The following is a 17926-nucleotide window of genomic DNA, read 5'->3' on the forward strand; positions in this document are numbered from 1 at the left end:
GCCTGTCCGGCTCGCAGCAATTCGAAGGCCCGTCGGCGCAGTACGTCTTCACCGCCACCCTGAGCCATGCCTCCAAAGGCGTGACTACGATCACCACCGATAAGGGCGTGATCACCATTGCTGACGGTCAGAGCACCGGCACCTTGAAAATTGATGCTGGCAACGGCGAAGACGTCTTGAAGGACGGCAGCTCGTTGACCGCTACGATCATCGGTGTAAACGGTCCTGGCTTTGAAAGTCTGGGCGTTCAAGCGGGCAGTGGCTCCGCGACATCGACGGTGGTAGATACCACCGATACGGTCTTCGCCAAGATCAGCATTGATGGCAACGCCTCTGTCACCGAAGGTGGCGTGCTGACATACAAGGTTGAGTTGGTAGACCAGAACGGTATCGCGGTAACAGTTCCAAGCGGCAAGTCCGTGACCGTAAGCCTGGATTGGGGCGGTTCGGCCAACACCACCGCTGATATCACCGGCAAACTGCCGACCAGCGTCACCATCAGTGGCGGCAACAGCAGCACTTCGTTCCCCGTTCAGACATTCGACGACACCTTGATTGAAAAAAGCGAGTCGCTGACCGCCACCATCAAGGGTGTGACGGACACCAACAACGTGTTTGAAAACCTGGCCGTCGGCAGTCAGAACACCGCTACCGGTACGATTCTGGACAATGACAGCGGTCCAACTGTCACCAGTGATAGCGCAACAATCCTGGAAAGCGGTAAGGGCGGTGGCAGCGATGTGGTTCTGGTGCTCGACCGTTCTGGCAGCATGGGGCCGCAGGGCGGCGATCCAGACGGCAGTGGCCCGTACACTACGCGCATCGCCATGCTCAAGGATGCGGTGAGTAACCTCTTTGCGTCCGGCACTGTGCACTCGGTGTTTATTGTCTCGTTTTCAAGCTCCGCGACGTTCCATGATTCGGGCCAAAATGGTGGCTGGTATACCAATCTTGAAGACGCGATGAAAGCGATTGACGCTATCCAGGCGTCTGGTGGGACCAACTACAACAATGCACTGACAACCGTGATCGACAAATTCACAGCACCTCCACCTGGTGGCGGCAAGCTGGTGTCTATCTTCATGTCGGATGGCGAACCTTCTACTGGCGCTTCGGAAACGAAGTGGATCAACTTCCTCGAAGGCAATAAATTCGACGAATCCTTCGCCGTGGGCTTTGGTGGCCTGAGCAACAGCGATAAGAACTTCCTGGAGCCGATTGCCTGGAAACCAGGCGAGACAGCCGGCTCCATCACCAACGGCTCGAACGACAAAAACGTATTGGTAGTTGAAACCTCGCTCAGCTCCTTGACCGATGCACTGGTAACCAGCGCCGGCGGCAGCGTGGTGTCGGGTAATGTCACCACCAACGATACCGGGGGTACTGCTGGTTGGGCGGCCAATGGCTGGAAGATGGATTCGGTGGAGGTCAACGGAACGATTTACAAGTTCGCCAATGCCAACGACGTGAAAACGTTCGACCTTGGCAATCTCGGCAAGCTGACCTTCAAAGCCGATGGCAGCTATACCTTCACCGGCAAGGACAACTTCGATACCTCAACGTCCCTTCAGACCGTTGTGAAGTACACGGTGAAGGATGCCAATGGCGAGACCGCCGAGTCGACACTGACGCTGACCGTCAATGATCGTAGCGACCCGATTGCCACTGATGACAACGCGACGGCTACGTTGACGTCCAGAAGTGTCACAGCAGCAGATACATACACAACACTGGCGAACTTCAACAGTGGCAGTGAAACCAACGCGTGGAAGTTCAACACCACTCCTGTGGACCAGAATCTCGCGGACCTGTCGAGCAGCTCGGTGCTGAAAGCGAATCTCAGCAGCTGGCAGACCAGTTCGCTCAGCGGCAGCACTTCGGATGCCAGCCGCAGCAGCAGTGCCTTGGTATTGAAAGACAATAACGGCAGCAGCGATGGCGATGCCCAGGCGCTGACGCCGACTTACAAGACCGGAACAGGTGCTGGCGAAACGTTGTCGTTCACGACCAGTTTCAGCAATTTCAACAGCGGTGACACCGCACAATGGTCGCTCTACAAGAGCACTGATGGTGGTAACACCTGGTCCTTTGCGCAGAGTGGGTCTATCTACTCCACGACGAAATCGGTTACTACCGATGCGCTGGATGCCAATAGCCAGTACCGGATTCTCCTGAATGTGCACGATGGCAGCGGCAACTCCTCCAGCAAGCTGGCGACGGTAACGTTCGACGATTTCACTGCCAAAGTGCCAGGTGCAACGACCATCGAATGGTCAGCAACGCCAGTTTCCGGCTCGGTGCAAGACAACGACCTCTGGGGCAGCAACGGGGAAACCTCGTCCTTGTCGGTGAAGGTCAACGGCAACTGGACGGAGATCCCGGTAGGCGGCACTACGGTCAAGGGCAGCTTTGGTGACTTGGCAATCAAGAGCGATGGCTCCTATACCTACACCCCGACCGTCAACAAGGATAACGCCGGCAAAACGGACCAGTTCGAGTACAAGGTGACCCAGGCCGATGGAGACTCAGATACGGCACACCTGGACATCACCATCGCTACGACCGGCCCTGGAGCCACCACGACTCAGTCTGCGTCTTACTCGCTGCTGGCCAGTGAGGAGCAGGACATCCTCTTCACCCAGAGTGATTCGCACACGGTATACGGCAACCACGGTAATGACCTTCTGGTCGGCACCAATGCTGCCGACACCTTCGTGTGGAAAGCCGGCGACACCGGTAACGATGTGATTCGGGACTTCAAGCCTGTCGAAGGCGACCGTCTGGACCTGAGTGATCTGCTTCAGGGCGAGAAGGCCAGCACCATCGACAACTACCTGAAGATCACCACGGTCAACAGTGAGTCGACTCTGCAGGTCAGTTCCGAAGGCAAACTCAACGACGCCGGCGGCCTGGCCAATGCCGACGTGACGATCAAGCTGGAAGGCGTCAACTGGGCCAACACCACGATCAACTCGCTGGTGAGCGGCGCCGACCCGACCATCAAGATCGACCACTCCAACAGCTGATGCCCAGCGCCCGCGGCAACCCGGTACGGGTTGCTGTGGGGTTCGGGCTTGGCCTGCGCGACATTCGCACGGCATACTCGCTCGCCAGGCGCGCGCCTGGGCGAGCTTGGCCTATGCTGCTGACTGCGGTGATGGACTCACAATTGGAGGGATACCCCATGTACTACGTGCAACGCGATGCACAGGGTCGGTTGGCGCGGGTCGAGGCCGCTCCCTATGCCGAATACACGGAGTTGTTGCCGGCCGACCATGCCGAGATTCAGGACTGGTTTGCCGACAATACCGTCGAGAACAGCCTCAAGCAGCTCAAGCAAAGCGACCTGGACATGATCCGGGTTCTTGAAGACCTGATCGAAGTGCTGACCGCAAAAGGGGTGATCAGCATCACCGACCTGCCGGCCGGTGCCCAGGCCAAATTGCTCAACCGCTCCACAGCGCGTGAAGCGTTAGGTGGCTTGAGCAACCTGATTGATGACAGCGAAGAAAGAGGCCTGATCTAGGCCCAGTCTCTGAAGGCCAGCAGGCCCCATGAGGCCTGCTGGTTGCGGTTTATCGCCAGGGCGCCGGTTCGCCGACCAGCCGGCCCTGCACGCCGTAAATGCCCATTTCGCACAACACCTTGAGTTCACCTTCGGTTTCCACGCGCTCGGCGATCAGTGGCAAATCGATGCTGTGCGCTGCACGCTGGATCGCTTCGATGAACAGGCGTTTGTGCTGCTCCTGATCGATGGCGCGAATATAGCTGCCGTCGATTTTCAGGTAAGCCAGGCCCAGATGGGCCAGGTTGCCGATCATGCTGAAACGCCCACCAAAACGTTGCAGGCTCAGGCTGAAGCCCAGGGCGTGCAAGCGTCGGGTCAGCTGTTCGAGGGCGGCCTGATCGGGCAGCTGTTCTTCACCGATTTCCAGGGTCAGGCGCGGCCCCAGCGCCGTGTATTGACCCAGTAGCTCATAGACCCGTTGCAGTGCCTTGGGGTCGGCCAGCGTCGCAGCCGACAGGTTCAGGGCCAGGGCTTCGGTGTGGTTGAGCAGATGCTTGAGTACTTGCTCGAGCATCAGGATGTCCAGCCGCGTCGACCAGCCAAAACGCTCCAGCCAAGGCAGAAAGCGCCCGGCCGCTACGGCCTGGCCCTGATCGTCGAGCAAACGTGAAATGACCTTGTAGTGCAGGACCTTCTCCGGGGCATCGCAGGCCACCACCGGCTGGAAAAACAGCTGGAAGCGCCCATGCTCCAGGGCCTCGTCGAGCAGGCGATGCCAGGTATGGTGGGTTTCACCGCTCTGCGGCGCCGTACCTTGTTCAAAGCACACCCAGCCTGGTTCCACCTGGGCTTCGGCGCGGGCCAGCGCTTCATCGGCCAGCTTCAGCAGTACCTGGGGGGCATCGCCCGGGCTGTAGGGCGCCATGCCGATACAGGCCACCGGGGTTACATCGGTAGCGCCGGTTTCGGCCAGGCTCTGCAGGGTGCCCTCAAGGGCCTGGGCCAGTTGAATCGCTTCCTCATGCACCAGACCGGGTGCCAGTACGGCGAACTCGCCGCCACGGCTGCGGGTGATCAGGTTGTTGGTTTCCGGGTAATTGGCGCAAGTACGCTGCAGCTGCTGGCCGACTGCCTGAAGGAGTTGATCGGTATGCTGGCCACCCAGTCGCTGGTTAAGCCCGGCCAGGTCCTTGACCCGCAGCAGCAACAGGTAACCCGGCCGGGCTTCTTCCATGTTGCTGACTTGGGCATTGAGCTGCATTTCGAAATAGCGGCGGTTGGCCAAGCCGGTCAGGCTGTCCTGATACGACTCGACCCGCAGCTTTTCACTGCGTTCCGCCTGCTCTTTGAACAACGCCTTGAGCTTCTCGACCATCTGGTTCATGGCCTGCACCACACGGCGCAGTTCGGGGGTGCGCGGCAGGTCGGGCAGGCTGAGGAATTCACGGCGGGCAATGGCGTGCGACTGCTCCACCATGTAGTCCAGGGGCTTGAGTTGCCGACGCAGCAGCAGTGCGCCGAGCACGGCGCTCAAGGCACCACACAGCAGCAACCAGCCCAGGCTGCCCAGGGCGCTCTGCCAGAGCTTGGCCAGGGCAAACATGGGATGGCTGACCACTTCGACACGGGCAGCCTGTTGCCAGCCGCGGCTGACGATAGCATCGCCGCCAGCAGCCTCAAGACCGATCAGGCGCGTGAACCAGGCGGGTACGCCGTTGGCGTCTGGCTCGGCGTGACGCTCCACCAGCACCGCGTTGGAGCCCGAATCGATGACCTTGATACTCGAGTAATAACCGCTGTCGAAAATCGAACTGACCATCAGTTCGACCATCGCCGGATCGTCGATGTTCGGCGTCAGCGACAATGCCAGGGCAGTGGCTGCGTCCTGGGCGTGCGAGCGCAGCTGATTGACGTACTGGCTACGCGAGCTTTCCAGGCTGACCATGAAGCTGCCACTGAAGGCGACTACCAGGAACAGGCAGATGGCAAGCAGCAATTGTTTGAACAGTGACATCTGTGCTCCTTTAGTAAACCGGTTCGGCCGGGAAACCTTCGGCCTGCATCTTTTTCAACAGGTCCTGCCAGCGCGACAAGCGTTTGGTGTCGCCGACCTTCTTGTTGCCCGTCGCACCGGTCAGCCACAGACCTTCACCGTTGAAGGAATAGACTGGCAGCAGATCGGTGCGTTCACTGGCGGGCTTGATGGCATCCATCAGGCTGTCCAGAACCAGGGGCATGGCATTGGGCGTTGCGTAGTAAGTCAGGACCATGTGTGCGCGGTTCTGGCGCAGTGCCTTGACGTATGTGATGCGCAGCTTTTCCGCCGGCACGCCCATGCGCCGCAGGCTGAAGTACTTGGCGATAGCATAGTCTTCACAGTCGCCGGCACCCTTGATCAGTGCCTGGATCGGGGTTGCCCAGTAATCCGTCTCACGCCACAGGTCGATGTCTTCGACATAGCGCAGCTGGTGGTTGAAGAACTGGTTGACCCGCTTGAGCTGCTCGGCTTCGCTGTCCTGTTTCTGGGTGCTCAGCAGGTTCTGCCAGGCATCGATACGGCCTTGTCCTGCACCCAGTGCCCCGTACAGTGACTGGGCCTTGCGGCTGATCTGGGAAAAGTCCCAGTCGGCGTGCAGGCTGCCCAGCAACAGGCAGCCGAGCATAACGGCAAGGCTCAGCCGGCGCAGGGTCAGGTGAACAGTCCAGCGTCTCGTCACTACGAAAACCTGCGCAGACCTATGGAAAAGCACCGATGGTGCGGCCTTGCCCCTAAAAAAACAATGGCACCTTACAATCACGGTGGCATCAGTCTGACCACCCTCATCGCGGGCGCTTGCCCACCACATCGGAGTGGCTTCCCTTGGAGAAAAACTTCATTCACGATAGCAATTATCGCCGCAGCCATTGCCATCCGCCCTGAGCGGGGCCCTTCCGAGCGGTTTGACAAGCACCCACCCCCTGACTACGGTGATTGGATCCAATTCCCGCCGTGTTCCGACGACAAAGGGCAGAGTAAAGCGTGACCCAAAAATCCAGACCATTGAGCGAAATACTGGGCAGCGAGCAAGTGCCGCCGCACCTGGCTCGGAGTGTGATTGAAGAGCGGTTGCGCAGCGCTATTCTCGATGGTCGCCTGCCCCCGGGCATGGCGCTGCGTCAGCAAGAGCTGGCGTCGTTGTTCGGGGTCAGCCGCATGCCGGTGCGCGAAGCCTTGCGCCAACTCGAAACGCAATCGTTGCTGCAGGTAGTCGCCCACAAGGGTGCGGTGGTGGCGCCATTGATCGGCGAAGATGCCATGGACTCCTATGCTTTGCGGGTGCTACTCGAAAGCGAGGCATTGCGCCAGTCGATTCCCCGTCTTGATGCCGATGACATTGCCCTGGCGCGCAGCTACATCGCCCAGCTGGAGAACGAAACCCGGCATGCCGAAATCGGTCGTCTGAACCGGCTGTTTCACATGAGCCTGTACAGCAAGGCAACGAACAAGAAGCTGTTGCACCTGATTGAAATCGAGCTCAATGAAGAGGAGCGCTTCTTGCGTTTTCACCTGTCGTCGATGGGCCTTGGCAAATTGACGCAGGATGACCACAACGCTCTGGTTGATGCTGCCAACGACAAGGCCGTCGAGGATGCCGTCAGGGTACTCGAGCGTCACTTGAGCAAGGCCGAAAAAACCATCCGGGCCTATCTGGACAGTCGTCCGGCCGAGTAGGTCTGCCCCGCCAGGGGCGCTGGTGGTGTGATCTTTTGGAGTTATTTGGTTATTAATAAATAGCTTCTTATTCCTTTACGTTCATTTTCATGCCCCTATACTTGGCCTCAAGCACGCAAACCCAGCAGGAGGCGTCCCCATGCGCAATGATTCGATCCGTTACCTGATTGTGCCGGGCTGGCAAGGTTCGCCAGAGGATCATTGGCAGAGTCACTGGCAGCAGGTGTTGCCTAACAGCGCCCGGGTCGAACAGGCCGACTGGTTGACGCCGCAACGCCAGGACTGGGTCGCTGCCCTGGAAAGCGCCGTGGCGGCTGATGAGTCGCCGGTGATATTGATTGCCCACAGTCTGGGCTGCATCACCGTCGCCCATTGGGCAGCACAAGCCAGTGTCAGCCTGCTGCGTCGCGTCCGCGGTGCCTTGCTGGTAGCCCCGGCCGACGTCGAGCGCCCGACCTGTGCACCGGCCTTGCAAAACTTCGCGCCCATCGCACAGCAGTTGCTGCCGTTTCCAAGCCAGGTGGTCAGCTCCGATAACGACCCGGCAGTAAGCGCTCCGCGTGCGATGCAGCTGGCACGTGCCTGGGGCGCCGAAGTGGGCTTTCTCGCGGGCGCCGGGCATATCAACGTCAAGTCCGGGCACCGCCGCTGGGAGCAGGGCTTCGCTTACCTGTACCGCCTGCAGAGCCGCCTGGAACAGCACGCGCTTCGCCGCGCCTGACGCCCAGGCAAGACCTTAATCAATCCAGCGCCCGGCCCCTGATGCTGCGGGCGGGAGTTTTCTATGAGTCATCACGACACGTTCGGCCAGCCATTGCTGACCTTTCCTGAACTGGACAAAAGCCCGCTGAGCATCCGCGCCAAGGCGCTGGTATTCGTCGACCCGCGTTCACAGCAATTGCGCGAGGAGCTGGAGCTGTTGGCGCCATTGGCGTTGCCGGTGCTGATTCGCGGTGAGACCGGTACTGGCAAGGAATTGCTGGCACGGCAGATCCACCGTGCCAGTGATCGCAGTGGCCTGTTCGTCTCGGTCAACTGCGCTGCCATCAGCCCGACCTATGCCGATGCTGAACTGTTCGGCTACAGCGCCGGTGCCCACAACGGCGCGCCCAGCAGCCGGGCAGGGTGGTTCGGCTCGGCCAATGGCGGCACGTTGTACCTGGATGAAATCGCCGACTTGCCGTTGTCGATTCAGGGCAAATTGCTAGCCGCCCTGGAGAACCGTGAAGTGACGCGGGTGGGCGCCCAGCAACCCAACCCCGTAGACGTGCGCCTGGTGGCGGCATCGAGCATTGATCTGGGCGATGCCGTGAGTGTCGGCAAATTCAACGAGCGCCTTTACCACTATCTGCGCGAGGGCCAGTTGCAACTGCCTGCCTTGCGCGAGCGGGTCGGCGACATCCTGCCGTTGGCCGAATATTTCGTGGGTATCTACAGCCCGCGGCTGAACCTTGCAGTGCCACTGATCAGCGAGGCCGCTCAGCGGGTGCTGGAGCTGTATAGCTGGCCGGGCAACACCCGCGAGCTGGAGAACGTCATTCACTTTGCCCTGCTGGTCAGCAGCGGCGAGGAAATAAAGCCCCACCACCTGAACCTGGCAACGCCACTGCAGACACTGCAGAGCCAGCTGGATCAGCTGTGCCAGCACGCTGTGGCGCAGGAGCGCGATGCCTTGAAAGGCTTGCTGGAGCAGGCGCTGTTGCGTTTAACGCAAGGCGCAGCCTGAGGCTATGCACGAGGCGCATCGGCTTTATGGTTAAAATGGAATAAGCAGCTAAATAAAAGATATTGTTCCGGCATAAAAAATCTAGGTATTGTCCGCTCCAAGCCAGCTAGCAATCTGCTGGCAACCTAATTTGCCGTCGACCGATGGCCCAGTATTCGAATAAGGACTGCACATGAAAAAGGCTCTGTTGTTCACTGCTCTGGCGGCCGCTCTGTCGGTTGCAGGTTTCGCCCAGGCGGGCGAGAAACTGGTGGTTGCCGCCACCCCTGTACCGCACGCCGAAATCCTCGAGCTGATCAAACCGACCCTGGCCAAAGAAGGTGTGGACCTGGAGATCAAGGTATTCACCGACTATGTGCAGCCTAACGTACAGGTCGATCAGAAGCGTCTGGACGCCAACTACTTCCAGACCCTGCCGTACCTGAAGAACTTCAACGAAGGTAAAGGGACCCACCTGGAAACCGTGATCGGCGTGCACGTCGAACCGTTCGGTGGTTACTCGAAGAAGGTCAAGAGCCTGAGCGAGCTGAAAGACGGCGCCACCGTTGCCATTCCTAACGAAGGCAGCAACAGCGGCCGTGCTCTGCTGCTGCTGCAGAAGGCTGGCCTGATCACCCTGAAGGATCCGAAGAACGCCCTGGCCACCCCGAAAGACATCGCCGAGAACCCGAAGAAGCTGAAGTTCCGCGAGCTTGAGTCGGCCATGCTGCCACGTGTGCTGGACCAAGTAGATCTGGACATGATCAACACCAACTACGCTCTGGAAGCGGGTCTGAACCCGGCCAAGGACGCACTGGTCATCGAAGGTGCCGACTCGCCGTACGTCAACTTCCTGGTTGCCCGTCCGGACAACAAGGACAGCGACGCCATCCAGAAGCTGGCCAAGGCCCTGACCAGCCCTGAAGTGAAAGCCTTCATCGAGAAAAAGTACAGCGGCGCGGTTCTGCCGGCGTTCTGATCGCCACAGCCCTCGAATGCGCTGTAGCCAACGCCGACGTCGGGTGACCACGTCGGCGTTTTTGTGTCTGCCTCAGGTACGGCGTTGAACCGCTCGCATCAGCGCCGCCAGCAGTTTCAGCAGCTCTTGAGGGTCGTGGGCGGGCAGTGTCGCAGGGGTGTTCATCGTAGTTTTCTTCCATGAAAGTGAGGGAAGTGGCAGTCGTTGGATAGCCGTTGTGACGGAAAGATCCCGGCACACTCAAGGATTTCTCAGGTTAGCTGTTTGGGTGATATCAATATGCAATAAAGGTATTTAAATAAATATTCTTATACCTTTAAAGTCTTAGTCATTGTGCTCACCCGCACTGACAACTCCAGTTTAGAGCGGCCCGCTTATCCTCGGGCCGAGCTGAGATCCTGCCATGTCGTACTGTCACCGCTTGCCGTCGAGGGCTTTTCCATGAGCTTCGACGTTGCGTTCATCCTAAGCACTTTGCCCGCATTTCTCAAAGCTGTAGGGGTCACCTTGCAGGTGGGCCTGATCGCCATTGTCACCTCGCTACTGGTGGCGCTGGTCAATGCGGCGATTCTGGTCTATCGCACACCCTACCTGCAGCGTGTGGTGCAGCTCTATGTGGAGCTGGCGCGCAATACACCGCTGCTCATCCAGTTGTTCTTCGTCTACTTCGCCTTGCCGAGCCTGGGCCTGAAGATTTCCGGCTTTGCCGCGGCGATCATCACCATGACGTTTCTCGGCGGCGCCTACCTGACTGAAGTGCTGCGAGCAGGTGTCGAGGCGGTACCCCGGGCACAGCTGGAGTCGGGACGTTCGATCGGGCTGTCCGAGGCGCAGTTGCTGTGGCATGTGATCCTGCCGCAAGCCGGCTTGCTCAGCTTGCCGTCCCTGTTCGCCAATTTTGTCTTTCTGCTCAAAGAGACCACGGTGGTCTCGGCGGTGGCGGTGCCAGAGATTCTCTACACCACCAAAAGCTACATCGCTCTTTATTACAAAACCTACGAGATGCTCGCGGTGCTCACGCTGATCTGCGTGCTGCTGTTCCTGCCCCTGTCGCTGTTGCTCCGGTACCTGGAAGGGAGGCTGCAACATGGCCAGTTCGGGTCTTGAGCTATTGCTGGTGTCGTTGCCGCAACTGGGCAGGGGCGCCGCGCAGACCTTGGCGATTTCGGCGCTGGGGATTGTTTTCAGCACCCTGGGCGGCGTGGCGTATGGGGTGTTGGCGAGCCTGAACCGTCGCGGCTTGAACCTGGTGCTACGCGTATACCTGGAGTTGTTCAGGGCGATTCCGGTGCTGGTCTGGCTTTACCTGCTGTTCTTCGGCTTGCCGATCTTCTTTGCCCTGAGCATTCCCAGCTTCTGGTGCGCCGTACTGGTGCTGTCGTTGTGGGGCAGCAGCGAAGTCGGTGAAGTGGTACGTGGCGCCTTGCGTTCGTTGCCACTCGGGCAGCGTGAGGCCGGGCTCTCCATCGGCCTGTCTGCCTGGCAGCTATACGGCTACGTGTTGTTGCCGCAAGCCCTTAAACGCATGACCCCGCCGACCATCAACATTTACACGCGGATCATCAAGACCAGTTCGCTGGCCGTGCTGATCGGGGTGGTCGATGTCATCAAGGTCGGCCAGCAGATCATCGAGCGCACGTACGAGTCGGTGCTGATCTACGGGGTGCTGTTTCTGTTTTTCTTCTTTATCTGCTACCCGCTCTCGGCCGCCTCGCGCGCCCTTGAGCGCCGCTGGACACACGCATGAGCGCATTGATCGAGTTCGAGGGCTTCAACAAATTCTTCGGCGACCAGCAGGTACTGAAGGCTGTCGACCTGCAGGTACGGCGCGGCGAAGTGGTGGTGATCCTGGGGCCGAGCGGCTGCGGCAAGAGCACTTTGCTACGTTGCCTCAACGGCCTGGAGAGCGCCGACGGCGGCCATTTGCGCCTGGGCGGTGAAGAATTGCTCGCGCCGGGTACGGACTGGCGTCAGGTGCGTCAGCGAGTGGGCATGGTGTTCCAGAGTTATCACCTGTTCGGCCACATGAGCGTGCTCGACAACCTGCTGCTGGGGCCGCTCAAGGTGCAAAAGCGCCAGCGCCATGAAGCCCTGGCCCAGGCGCAAGCCTTGCTGGCCCGTGTCGGCTTGCTGGACAAACGCGATGCCTATCCACGCCAGTTATCCGGTGGCCAGCAACAGCGCATCGCGATTGTCCGCTCGTTGTGCATGAACCCGGAAGTGATGCTGTTTGACGAGGTGACCGCAGCGCTGGACCCGGAGATGGTCAAGGAAGTGCTGCAAGTGATCCAGGGCCTGGCCCGTGACGGCATGACCCTGCTTATCGTTACGCATGAAATGGCCTTCGCCCGCGCGGTGGCCGACCGAATCGTGTTCATGGACGCCGGCAGGATCCTTGAACAAAACGACCCCGAGAGCTTCTTTTCGAACCCGCAGACCGCACGCGCGCAGCAGTTTCTGGAGAAATTCTCCTACATGGAAAGCCTGCCTAAAAAAATGCCTGCGAAGGAGCTGTCATGAAAACTGCCAAGACCTCGAAACTGTTGTTGTCGCTGTTCAGCCTTGCCCTGTTGGCGGGGTGCAACAAGGCTGAAGAACCGAACAAACCCGCGTCCGCAGGTGCATCGCCGGCGACCAGCTACCTGGAAACCATCAAGGCCCGGGACAAGCTGATTGTCGGCGTGTTCACCGACAAGCCACCGTTCGGTTTTGTGGACGAGAGTGGCCGCTATGTCGGGTTCGATACCGATATCGGGCGTCAGTTTGCCAAATCACTGCTGGGTGACGAGAACAAGGTCGAGTTCGTTGCGGTTGAACCGGCCAGCCGTATTCCTTTCCTGCAAAGCGACAAGGTTGACCTGATTCTGGCCAACATGACCGTGACCCCGGAGCGCAAGGAAGCGGTGGAGTTCACCAACCCGAACCTGCGTGTTGCCGTGCAGGCGCTGGTGCCTGAAGGCAGTAGCGTAAAGCATCTGGATGACCTGTCCGACAAGACCACCATCGTTACTACCGGCACCACCGCCGATATCTGGCTGACGAAAAACCATCCGGACTGGAAGCTGCTCAAGTTCGAAAAGAACTCCGAGTCGCTGCAGGCGTTGGCCAATGGCCGGGGTGATGCCTATGCCCAGGACAACCTGATCCTGTTCAGCTGGTCGAAGCAGAACCCTGGCTACCGCGTGCTGGAAGAGAAACTGGGCGAAGAAGCGCCGATTGCACCGGCAGTGAAGAAGGGCAACATCGAGCTGCGTGACTGGGTTAACGCCGAGCTGGCGCGCCTGGGTGAGCAGAAGTACCTGCTCAAGCTGTATGACCAATATGTGCGCAAGGAACTGAGCGAAGACACCAAGCCTGAGAGCGTGATCGTCGAAGGTGGCAAGTGGCAGGGGTGAAGGCCGGGAGGCCTGGTCGTATACGGTGACCAGGCCTTGTTGACTCAATACCTGGTTAGTAGTGTCGAGGTAACCAGTTGAGCAGCAGGTCAGTAACAACCTGTGGATTTTCCAGGTTCGAGATGTGTCCGGAAACCGGGATTTGTGCGGCCAGGCAATTGATCCACCTGGCCATCTCATTCGCTTCGGCGGGAGGCCGCGGCCGGTCCTGATCGCCAACTAGAATGATGGTGCGATCAGCAGGTAGTTGCGACAGCCGCTCAAGCAAGTCAGGACGTCCAAATATCAGCTTGCCCAACGGGAGCAGGCTGTCTCTGATCGTTGCACAATTCATGTTGCTTAGAGCCTGGTGAAACTGTTCGCGGATCTCAGGTACGGTCGGCTGCGTCGGGTGAAAGAACATCGGCACGATGATGTTGCGCAAATCCTCGGTAAACTGCCCGGCCTCTGCGACCGCATCAAGTAACTTGAAGTAATAGTCTCGAGTGTCTGGCGGTTCAGCGCCAAGGTACGTATCCATCAGCACCAGACGGTCGATGCGCTCTGGATTTTCGATAGCCAGTTGGGCGCCCCACATGCCGCCCACCGAGAGGCCGACCAGGTGGCAGCGATCGACGCTCAAGGCATCAAGGAAAGCCAAGTGTTGCCGGGTAACCCTGTTCAGGTCACACGTTCTTTCCGGTGGGGCTTCTGAGTCTCCGTGCCCCCACAGTTCTGGCACAAGCACCCGGAAGTGCCGGGAGAGCTGATTGATCTGTGGCCGCCACATCTCGGCATCCCACAGGTAACTATGACCGAGCACCAAGGGGAACCCATGCCCCTCCTCGATGTAGGCCATTCGTGAGCCGTCTATGGTAACGAACTGCTTGCTCATGAGGTTTTATTCCTTTGCATTGAGAGGGGCTCGAAACTAAAGCGTGACGTGACGCTTGCCTATCTTTGGTGCGAAAGGTTGTTTAACCGAATCTTTCAACGGGGTAGCAGACGAAGTGTGCTTTGCGCCGGAATCATCCCCATTTGCGCCTTGTGGTACCGCCCCTCGATATAGTCCCTGGCCTGGTCGGCATAATGCCGGTCGAACAGTACCCCGCTTTGCCCGACCGGGTTGATGGTCAGTGCCTGCTCGGCATCGGCGAAATCAATCAGGCGTCGGGTTGAAGGCCCGTAGGTGACCGGCCAGGGCGCAGGGCCGATCTTCGCCGAGAGGTTGTTCGGCACTTCATGGGTGCCCGGCGCAGCGAACGGTCCGACGTTGAACAACAGGTTCAATGGCTTTTGCAGCCCCAGCGGATGGTTGTGGGTGAGGGTATGGGCTTTGCCCCATTGCCAGCCGGCCGGGTCGTTGCCCAAGGTCTCACGCAGGTGCGCCAGGCTAGCTCGCCAGGCCTGCTTGACGGCATCGTTGCGACTGCCATGTTCACTGCTGCCATGCTGACCCCACCAGGGCGACTCGGCGTCGGCGGTCAGGCGCGGCAACGCCGCATCAATGGCGCGGGTGCTGATCAGGGTCTGGAACCAGGCATCACCCAGCTCGTCATGCAGGGCCGCATAGGCCAGGTCGTAGAGGAACTGGTTGAACAGCGTGGCGCTAACCGAATCCAGCGGGTAGTCACCGGTCCAGCTCGCCAGTTGCTCAACCAGCTCCTTCTCCTGATCGCCACTGGCTACTTCGCGCAAGGTCCCCAATAGCGGCGCCAGGGTACGTGGGCCATAGTCACTGACCGTGTCGAGCTGCAGCGCCTGGCTGTTCAGCGTATCCCATCGGGTCTGTGGGTCGGCCAGGTGGCGGTCGATCTGTTGACCGCGGTCGGGCAGGTTGTAGTAACCCGGAATCGGCATCGCTGCCGGCGGCTGGAAGTTGGCAGAGACGATGTAGCCGCTGGCTGGATTCTCCTCCTGCGGGTTGGCGCTGAACGGGTAGAAGCCAAGCTTGTCGGCCTGCACCGTGCTGCCGTCGAGGATAAACGCTGGGTTCACCCCGTCCGGGCGTACCGGCAACTGCGCCGCGGCCCACCAGCCGATGTCGCCACGGGCATTGGCCCAGACCAGGTTGAGGCCGGGCGCCTGGACCTTGGCGGCAGCGGCACGCATCTTGTCCAGGGTGTCTGCGCGATTGATCTGGTAAAAACCGTCGAGGATCGGGTTTTCGGTTTCCAGAAAGGCCCACCACATGGCAATCGGCGTGGGCCCGGCGTTGGCGCCGATGACGTCGTTGACGATTGGGCCATGGGGCGAGCGGCGCAGGGTGATGGTGACCGGTGCCTCGCCTTTGACGGCGATGGTTTCCTGGGTTGAGGTCAAGGCTTGCCACTGACCGTTGATGCGTACCTGCTCGGGATTGTCCGGGTTGACCTGCTCGGCGATCAGGTCGACATCGTCGTTCTGGAACATGGTCAGACTCCAGCCGAAATCGCGGTTGTGGCCCAGTGATGCGAAGGGGTTGAGGGCCTGGTGATAGCCGTAGAGGTTGAAGCCGGGCGCCGACAATTCCGCCTCGTACCAAACCGATGGCACGGCAAAGCTGATATGTGGGTCGCCGGCCAGCAGCGGCTTGCCGCTGCGGGTACGGCTGCCGGACACCGCCCAGGCGTTGCTGCCTTCGTACTGGGGAATGCCGGCTTCGCTCAGTGCCTGCTGGCTGACCAGGGCCAGTTGCTCCAGGCTTTTCCAGTCGGCGGAGGCCAGTGGTGGCCTGCTGTGCAGCGCCCCTTGGGGATTCCAGTCGAGGTCGAAGACCTTCAGGTATTCAGCGCCTAACTGATCGCGGATAAAAGTCAACGCCGGCTCCGTACGAAAGGCCGCCGCAAAGCTGTAGGCCATGTAGCCGGCAATACTCAGGGTGTCCTGTGCCGTGAAGGGGTGCGGGGTGATGCCCAGAGCATCGAACTCCATCGGTTTGGGATGGCTGTCCTGCCAGGCGTTGACGCCATCGAGGTAGGCTTGCAGGGCAAGCCAGGCGGGCGCTTGCTTGTCCTGGCGGGCAACGATGCGTTCGGCTTGTTCACGAATGCGCAGGCTGCGAAACAGGGTGTCGGTTGGCAGCAGTTTGCTGCCGAGCACCTCGGCCAGTTCGCCTCGGGCCAGGCGGCGGATGATCTCCATCTGGAACAGGCGGTCCTGGGCGTGCACATAACCCAGGGCGCGATACAGGTCGGTCTCGTTGCCGGCTTGTATATGCGGTACGCCACGGTCGTCATAGCGCACACTGACCGGCGCCTGCAAGCTGGCCAGGGTGACCTCGCCCTCGCGCTGCGGCAACTTGCCTTGCACATACCAGTAACCGCCGCCGGCGGCCGCGGCAATGACCACAGCGAGGAAGGTCAGGCTGCGCTTCATCAAGACTCCTTGTACTTTTTAGCGGACGTTGTGGTCCGATCATCGAGGTAAATCAGGACAGAGGATAGCCCCTGAGGAGGGAAGATGAGTCTCAGCGAAAAACAGAAAATGCTCACTGGCCAGCTCTACCACGCCAGCTGCCCGGAGCTGCAGGCCGAGCAAATTGCCAACAAGCACTGGATGCAGCGCTACAACAACAGTGCCGAACTGCTCAACGAGCAGCGCCATGGCCTGCTGCTGGAACACTTTGCGGCGGCGGGCGACGGCGCGGTTATCCGCCCGCCGTTCCATTGCGACTATGGCTACAACATCCGCGTTGGCCGCAACGTATTCATGAATTTCAACTGCGTGATCCTGGATGTATGCCCGGTCAACATCGGTGACGACTGCCAGATCGGTCCGGCGGTGCAGATTTACACCGCGGACCATCCACTGGACCCGGCGCTGCGCCGCAGCGGGCTGGAGAGCGGCCGACCGGTGACAATCGGCAGCAATGTATGGATCGGCGGCGGTGCGATCATTCTGCCGGGTGTCACCGTGGGAAATGACGCCGTGATCGGCGCGGGCAGCGTGGTGACGCGCGATGTGCCAGCTGGGGCGACGGTAGTAGGTAACCCCGCGCGTTCGCGTCAGGGCACCCAGGGGCAGTAGCAACCCACGGCCAGGGTATGTGTGGCGCTGACTGCGCGGCCCTGATTCAAGGCCAGCAGAATCGGCTCGATGAAGCTGTTGCTCGCGTTGCAGGTCGCGCCTTCGCTGTAGGGGCCAAAGTAGGCCAGCTTGCCCTGGCGGTCCCAGATCGCTACGCCAGGGCTGGCGGGCAGGTGTTCGGCGCCGGGAAGCCCGGTCAGTGGTTTGAGCGCCTTGAGCGGTTCGGGCAGCTGGCCGCGGCTGCCTGGCTTTTGCACCACATAGAACACGACACCTTGCGGCGCATACTGCTCGATCAGTTCGGCCAGGTGTTGCTGATTGCCGACGTTGCACGGGCAGCTTGGGTCCCAGAAATGCACCAGGCGGATCGGCCCGGGGCCGGCGATTTCTGCGGGTAGCTGCAGGCGCTCGCCAGAAAACAAGGCAGTCTGATTGTCGAAGGGGCGCAGGTAGCGACTCTGGAAATTGTCATAGGCCCACCACAGACCGACAGCGCAAAGGGCAGCGACAAGCAGGCCGATGAGGGTACGGGGAGTGCGCGCGAGCATGGGGCAATATCCGGAAAATGTCGCCTAGCTTGCCATGCTGGCGACGACAGCTGAATATCACAGATCAATATCCCGCTTTTGTATTTGGAATG

The 17926-nt window shown here is 59.9% G+C and carries 16 protein-coding genes; 11 read left to right on the top strand and 5 right to left on the bottom strand.

Features of this window, described 5'->3' with window-relative positions:
* Positions 1–2: 2 nt before the first annotated feature.
* Both DM813_RS09745 and DM813_RS09750 read left to right on the top strand, forming a co-directional pair.
* Positions 3–3026, top strand: a complete 3024-nt coding sequence (locus DM813_RS09745; protein WP_347233026.1) for a type I secretion C-terminal target domain-containing protein — start codon at positions 3–5, stop codon at positions 3024–3026.
* Between the two features lie 158 nt (positions 3027–3184).
* Positions 3185–3526, top strand: a complete 342-nt coding sequence (locus DM813_RS09750) for a tryptophan synthase subunit beta (RefSeq protein WP_128323192.1) — start codon at positions 3185–3187, stop codon at positions 3524–3526.
* 49 nt (positions 3527–3575) lie between these two features.
* Here the strand turns inward: DM813_RS09750 and lapD are convergent, their stop codons facing one another.
* Both lapD and lapG read right to left on the bottom strand, forming a co-directional pair.
* Complete coding sequence (lapD, locus tag DM813_RS09755) at positions 3576–5522, bottom strand: cyclic di-GMP receptor LapD (RefSeq protein ID WP_128323193.1); 1947 nt, start codon at positions 5520–5522, stop codon at positions 3576–3578.
* A gap of 10 nt (positions 5523–5532) precedes the next feature.
* Complete coding sequence (lapG, locus tag DM813_RS09760) at positions 5533–6171, bottom strand: cysteine protease LapG (protein ID WP_128323415.1); 639 nt, start codon at positions 6169–6171, stop codon at positions 5533–5535.
* A 356-nt stretch (positions 6172–6527) separates the two neighbouring features.
* Between lapG and DM813_RS09765 the strand changes: the two genes are divergently transcribed.
* The 8 genes from DM813_RS09765 to DM813_RS09800 all read left to right on the top strand — a co-directional run bounded on the left by DM813_RS09765 (position 6528) and on the right by DM813_RS09800 (position 13299).
* Entirely contained in the window at positions 6528–7220 is a 693-nt protein-coding gene (locus DM813_RS09765) for a GntR family transcriptional regulator (protein ID WP_128323194.1), read from the top strand.
* A 139-nt stretch (positions 7221–7359) separates the two neighbouring features.
* Positions 7360–7941 carry an alpha/beta hydrolase gene (locus DM813_RS09770; protein ID WP_128323195.1) on the top strand — a complete coding sequence of 194 codons (582 nt, stop codon included), beginning with the start codon at positions 7360–7362 and terminating at the stop codon, positions 7939–7941.
* Between the two features lie 63 nt (positions 7942–8004).
* Complete coding sequence (locus DM813_RS09775; protein ID WP_128323196.1) at positions 8005–8946, top strand: sigma 54-interacting transcriptional regulator; 942 nt, start codon at positions 8005–8007, stop codon at positions 8944–8946.
* Positions 8947–9118: 172 nt separating this feature from the next.
* Positions 9119–9904, top strand: a complete 786-nt coding sequence (locus DM813_RS09780) for a MetQ/NlpA family ABC transporter substrate-binding protein (protein WP_128323197.1) — start codon at positions 9119–9121, stop codon at positions 9902–9904.
* Between the two features lie 441 nt (positions 9905–10345).
* Entirely contained in the window at positions 10346–11011 is a 666-nt protein-coding gene (locus tag DM813_RS09785; protein WP_128323198.1) for an amino acid ABC transporter permease, read from the top strand.
* Positions 10992–11651 (top strand): amino acid ABC transporter permease, encoded by a 660-nt coding sequence (locus DM813_RS09790; protein WP_128323199.1) that lies wholly within the window; start codon positions 10992–10994, stop codon positions 11649–11651. The genes DM813_RS09785 and DM813_RS09790 overlap by 20 nt, the downstream gene beginning before the upstream one ends.
* Positions 11648–12424, top strand: a complete 777-nt coding sequence (locus DM813_RS09795; protein ID WP_128323200.1) for an amino acid ABC transporter ATP-binding protein — start codon at positions 11648–11650, stop codon at positions 12422–12424. Before DM813_RS09790 ends, DM813_RS09795 begins: the two co-directional genes overlap by 4 nt.
* On the top strand, positions 12421–13299 hold the full coding sequence (locus DM813_RS09800; RefSeq protein ID WP_128323201.1) for a transporter substrate-binding domain-containing protein: 879 nt from the start codon (positions 12421–12423) through the stop codon (positions 13297–13299). Before DM813_RS09795 ends, DM813_RS09800 begins: the two co-directional genes overlap by 4 nt.
* A gap of 55 nt (positions 13300–13354) precedes the next feature.
* Here DM813_RS09800 and DM813_RS09805 read toward each other — a convergent pair whose 3' ends face one another.
* Entirely contained in the window at positions 13355–14173 is an 819-nt protein-coding gene (locus tag DM813_RS09805) for an alpha/beta fold hydrolase (protein ID WP_128323202.1), read from the bottom strand.
* Between the two features lie 95 nt (positions 14174–14268).
* Positions 14269–16635, bottom strand: a complete 2367-nt coding sequence (locus DM813_RS09810; protein WP_128323203.1) for a penicillin acylase family protein — start codon at positions 16633–16635, stop codon at positions 14269–14271.
* 84 nt (positions 16636–16719) lie between these two features.
* Here DM813_RS09810 and DM813_RS09815 point away from each other — a divergent pair, with 84 nt between their 5' ends.
* On the top strand, positions 16720–17286 hold the full coding sequence (locus DM813_RS09815) for a sugar O-acetyltransferase (protein WP_128323204.1): 567 nt from the start codon (positions 16720–16722) through the stop codon (positions 17284–17286).
* On the opposite strand, the gene DM813_RS09820 is transcribed toward DM813_RS09815, so the two are convergent.
* Positions 17265–17834: a DUF6436 domain-containing protein gene (locus DM813_RS09820; RefSeq protein ID WP_128323205.1), complete on the bottom strand. Its 570-nt coding sequence runs from the start codon at positions 17832–17834 to the stop codon at positions 17265–17267. The genes DM813_RS09815 and DM813_RS09820 overlap by 22 nt on opposite strands.
* Positions 17835–17926: the final 92 nt, after the last annotated feature.

It is taken from the genome of Pseudomonas alkylphenolica (assembly GCF_004025535.1).
Lineage (GTDB): Bacteria > Pseudomonadota > Gammaproteobacteria > Pseudomonadales > Pseudomonadaceae > Aquipseudomonas > Aquipseudomonas alkylphenolica_A.

Bases quoted from the DNA above. Each gene is read 5' to 3' on its own strand.
- DM813_RS09750 (WP_128323192.1), top strand. From the start codon at position 3,185: ATGTACTACGTGCAACGCGATGCACAGGGTCGGTTGGCGCGGGTCGAG.
- lapD (WP_128323193.1), bottom strand. From the start codon at position 5,522: ATGTCACTGTTCAAACAATTGCTGCTTGCCATCTGCCTGTTCCTGGTA.
- lapG (WP_128323415.1), bottom strand. From the start codon at position 6,171: ATGCTCGGCTGCCTGTTGCTGGGCAGCCTGCACGCCGACTGGGACTTT.
- DM813_RS09770 (WP_128323195.1), top strand. From the start codon at position 7,360: ATGCGCAATGATTCGATCCGTTACCTGATTGTGCCGGGCTGGCAAGGT.
- DM813_RS09775 (WP_128323196.1), top strand. From the start codon at position 8,005: ATGAGTCATCACGACACGTTCGGCCAGCCATTGCTGACCTTTCCTGAA.
- DM813_RS09780 (WP_128323197.1), top strand. From the start codon at position 9,119: ATGAAAAAGGCTCTGTTGTTCACTGCTCTGGCGGCCGCTCTGTCGGTT.
- DM813_RS09785 (WP_128323198.1), top strand. From the start codon at position 10,346: ATGAGCTTCGACGTTGCGTTCATCCTAAGCACTTTGCCCGCATTTCTC.
- DM813_RS09790 (WP_128323199.1), top strand. From the start codon at position 10,992: ATGGCCAGTTCGGGTCTTGAGCTATTGCTGGTGTCGTTGCCGCAACTG.
- DM813_RS09795 (WP_128323200.1), top strand. From the start codon at position 11,648: ATGAGCGCATTGATCGAGTTCGAGGGCTTCAACAAATTCTTCGGCGAC.
- DM813_RS09800 (WP_128323201.1), top strand. From the start codon at position 12,421: ATGAAAACTGCCAAGACCTCGAAACTGTTGTTGTCGCTGTTCAGCCTT.
- DM813_RS09805 (WP_128323202.1), bottom strand. From the start codon at position 14,173: ATGAGCAAGCAGTTCGTTACCATAGACGGCTCACGAATGGCCTACATC.
- DM813_RS09810 (WP_128323203.1), bottom strand. From the start codon at position 16,635: ATGAAGCGCAGCCTGACCTTCCTCGCTGTGGTCATTGCCGCGGCCGCC.
- DM813_RS09815 (WP_128323204.1), top strand. From the start codon at position 16,720: ATGAGTCTCAGCGAAAAACAGAAAATGCTCACTGGCCAGCTCTACCAC.
- DM813_RS09820 (WP_128323205.1), bottom strand. From the start codon at position 17,834: ATGCTCGCGCGCACTCCCCGTACCCTCATCGGCCTGCTTGTCGCTGCC.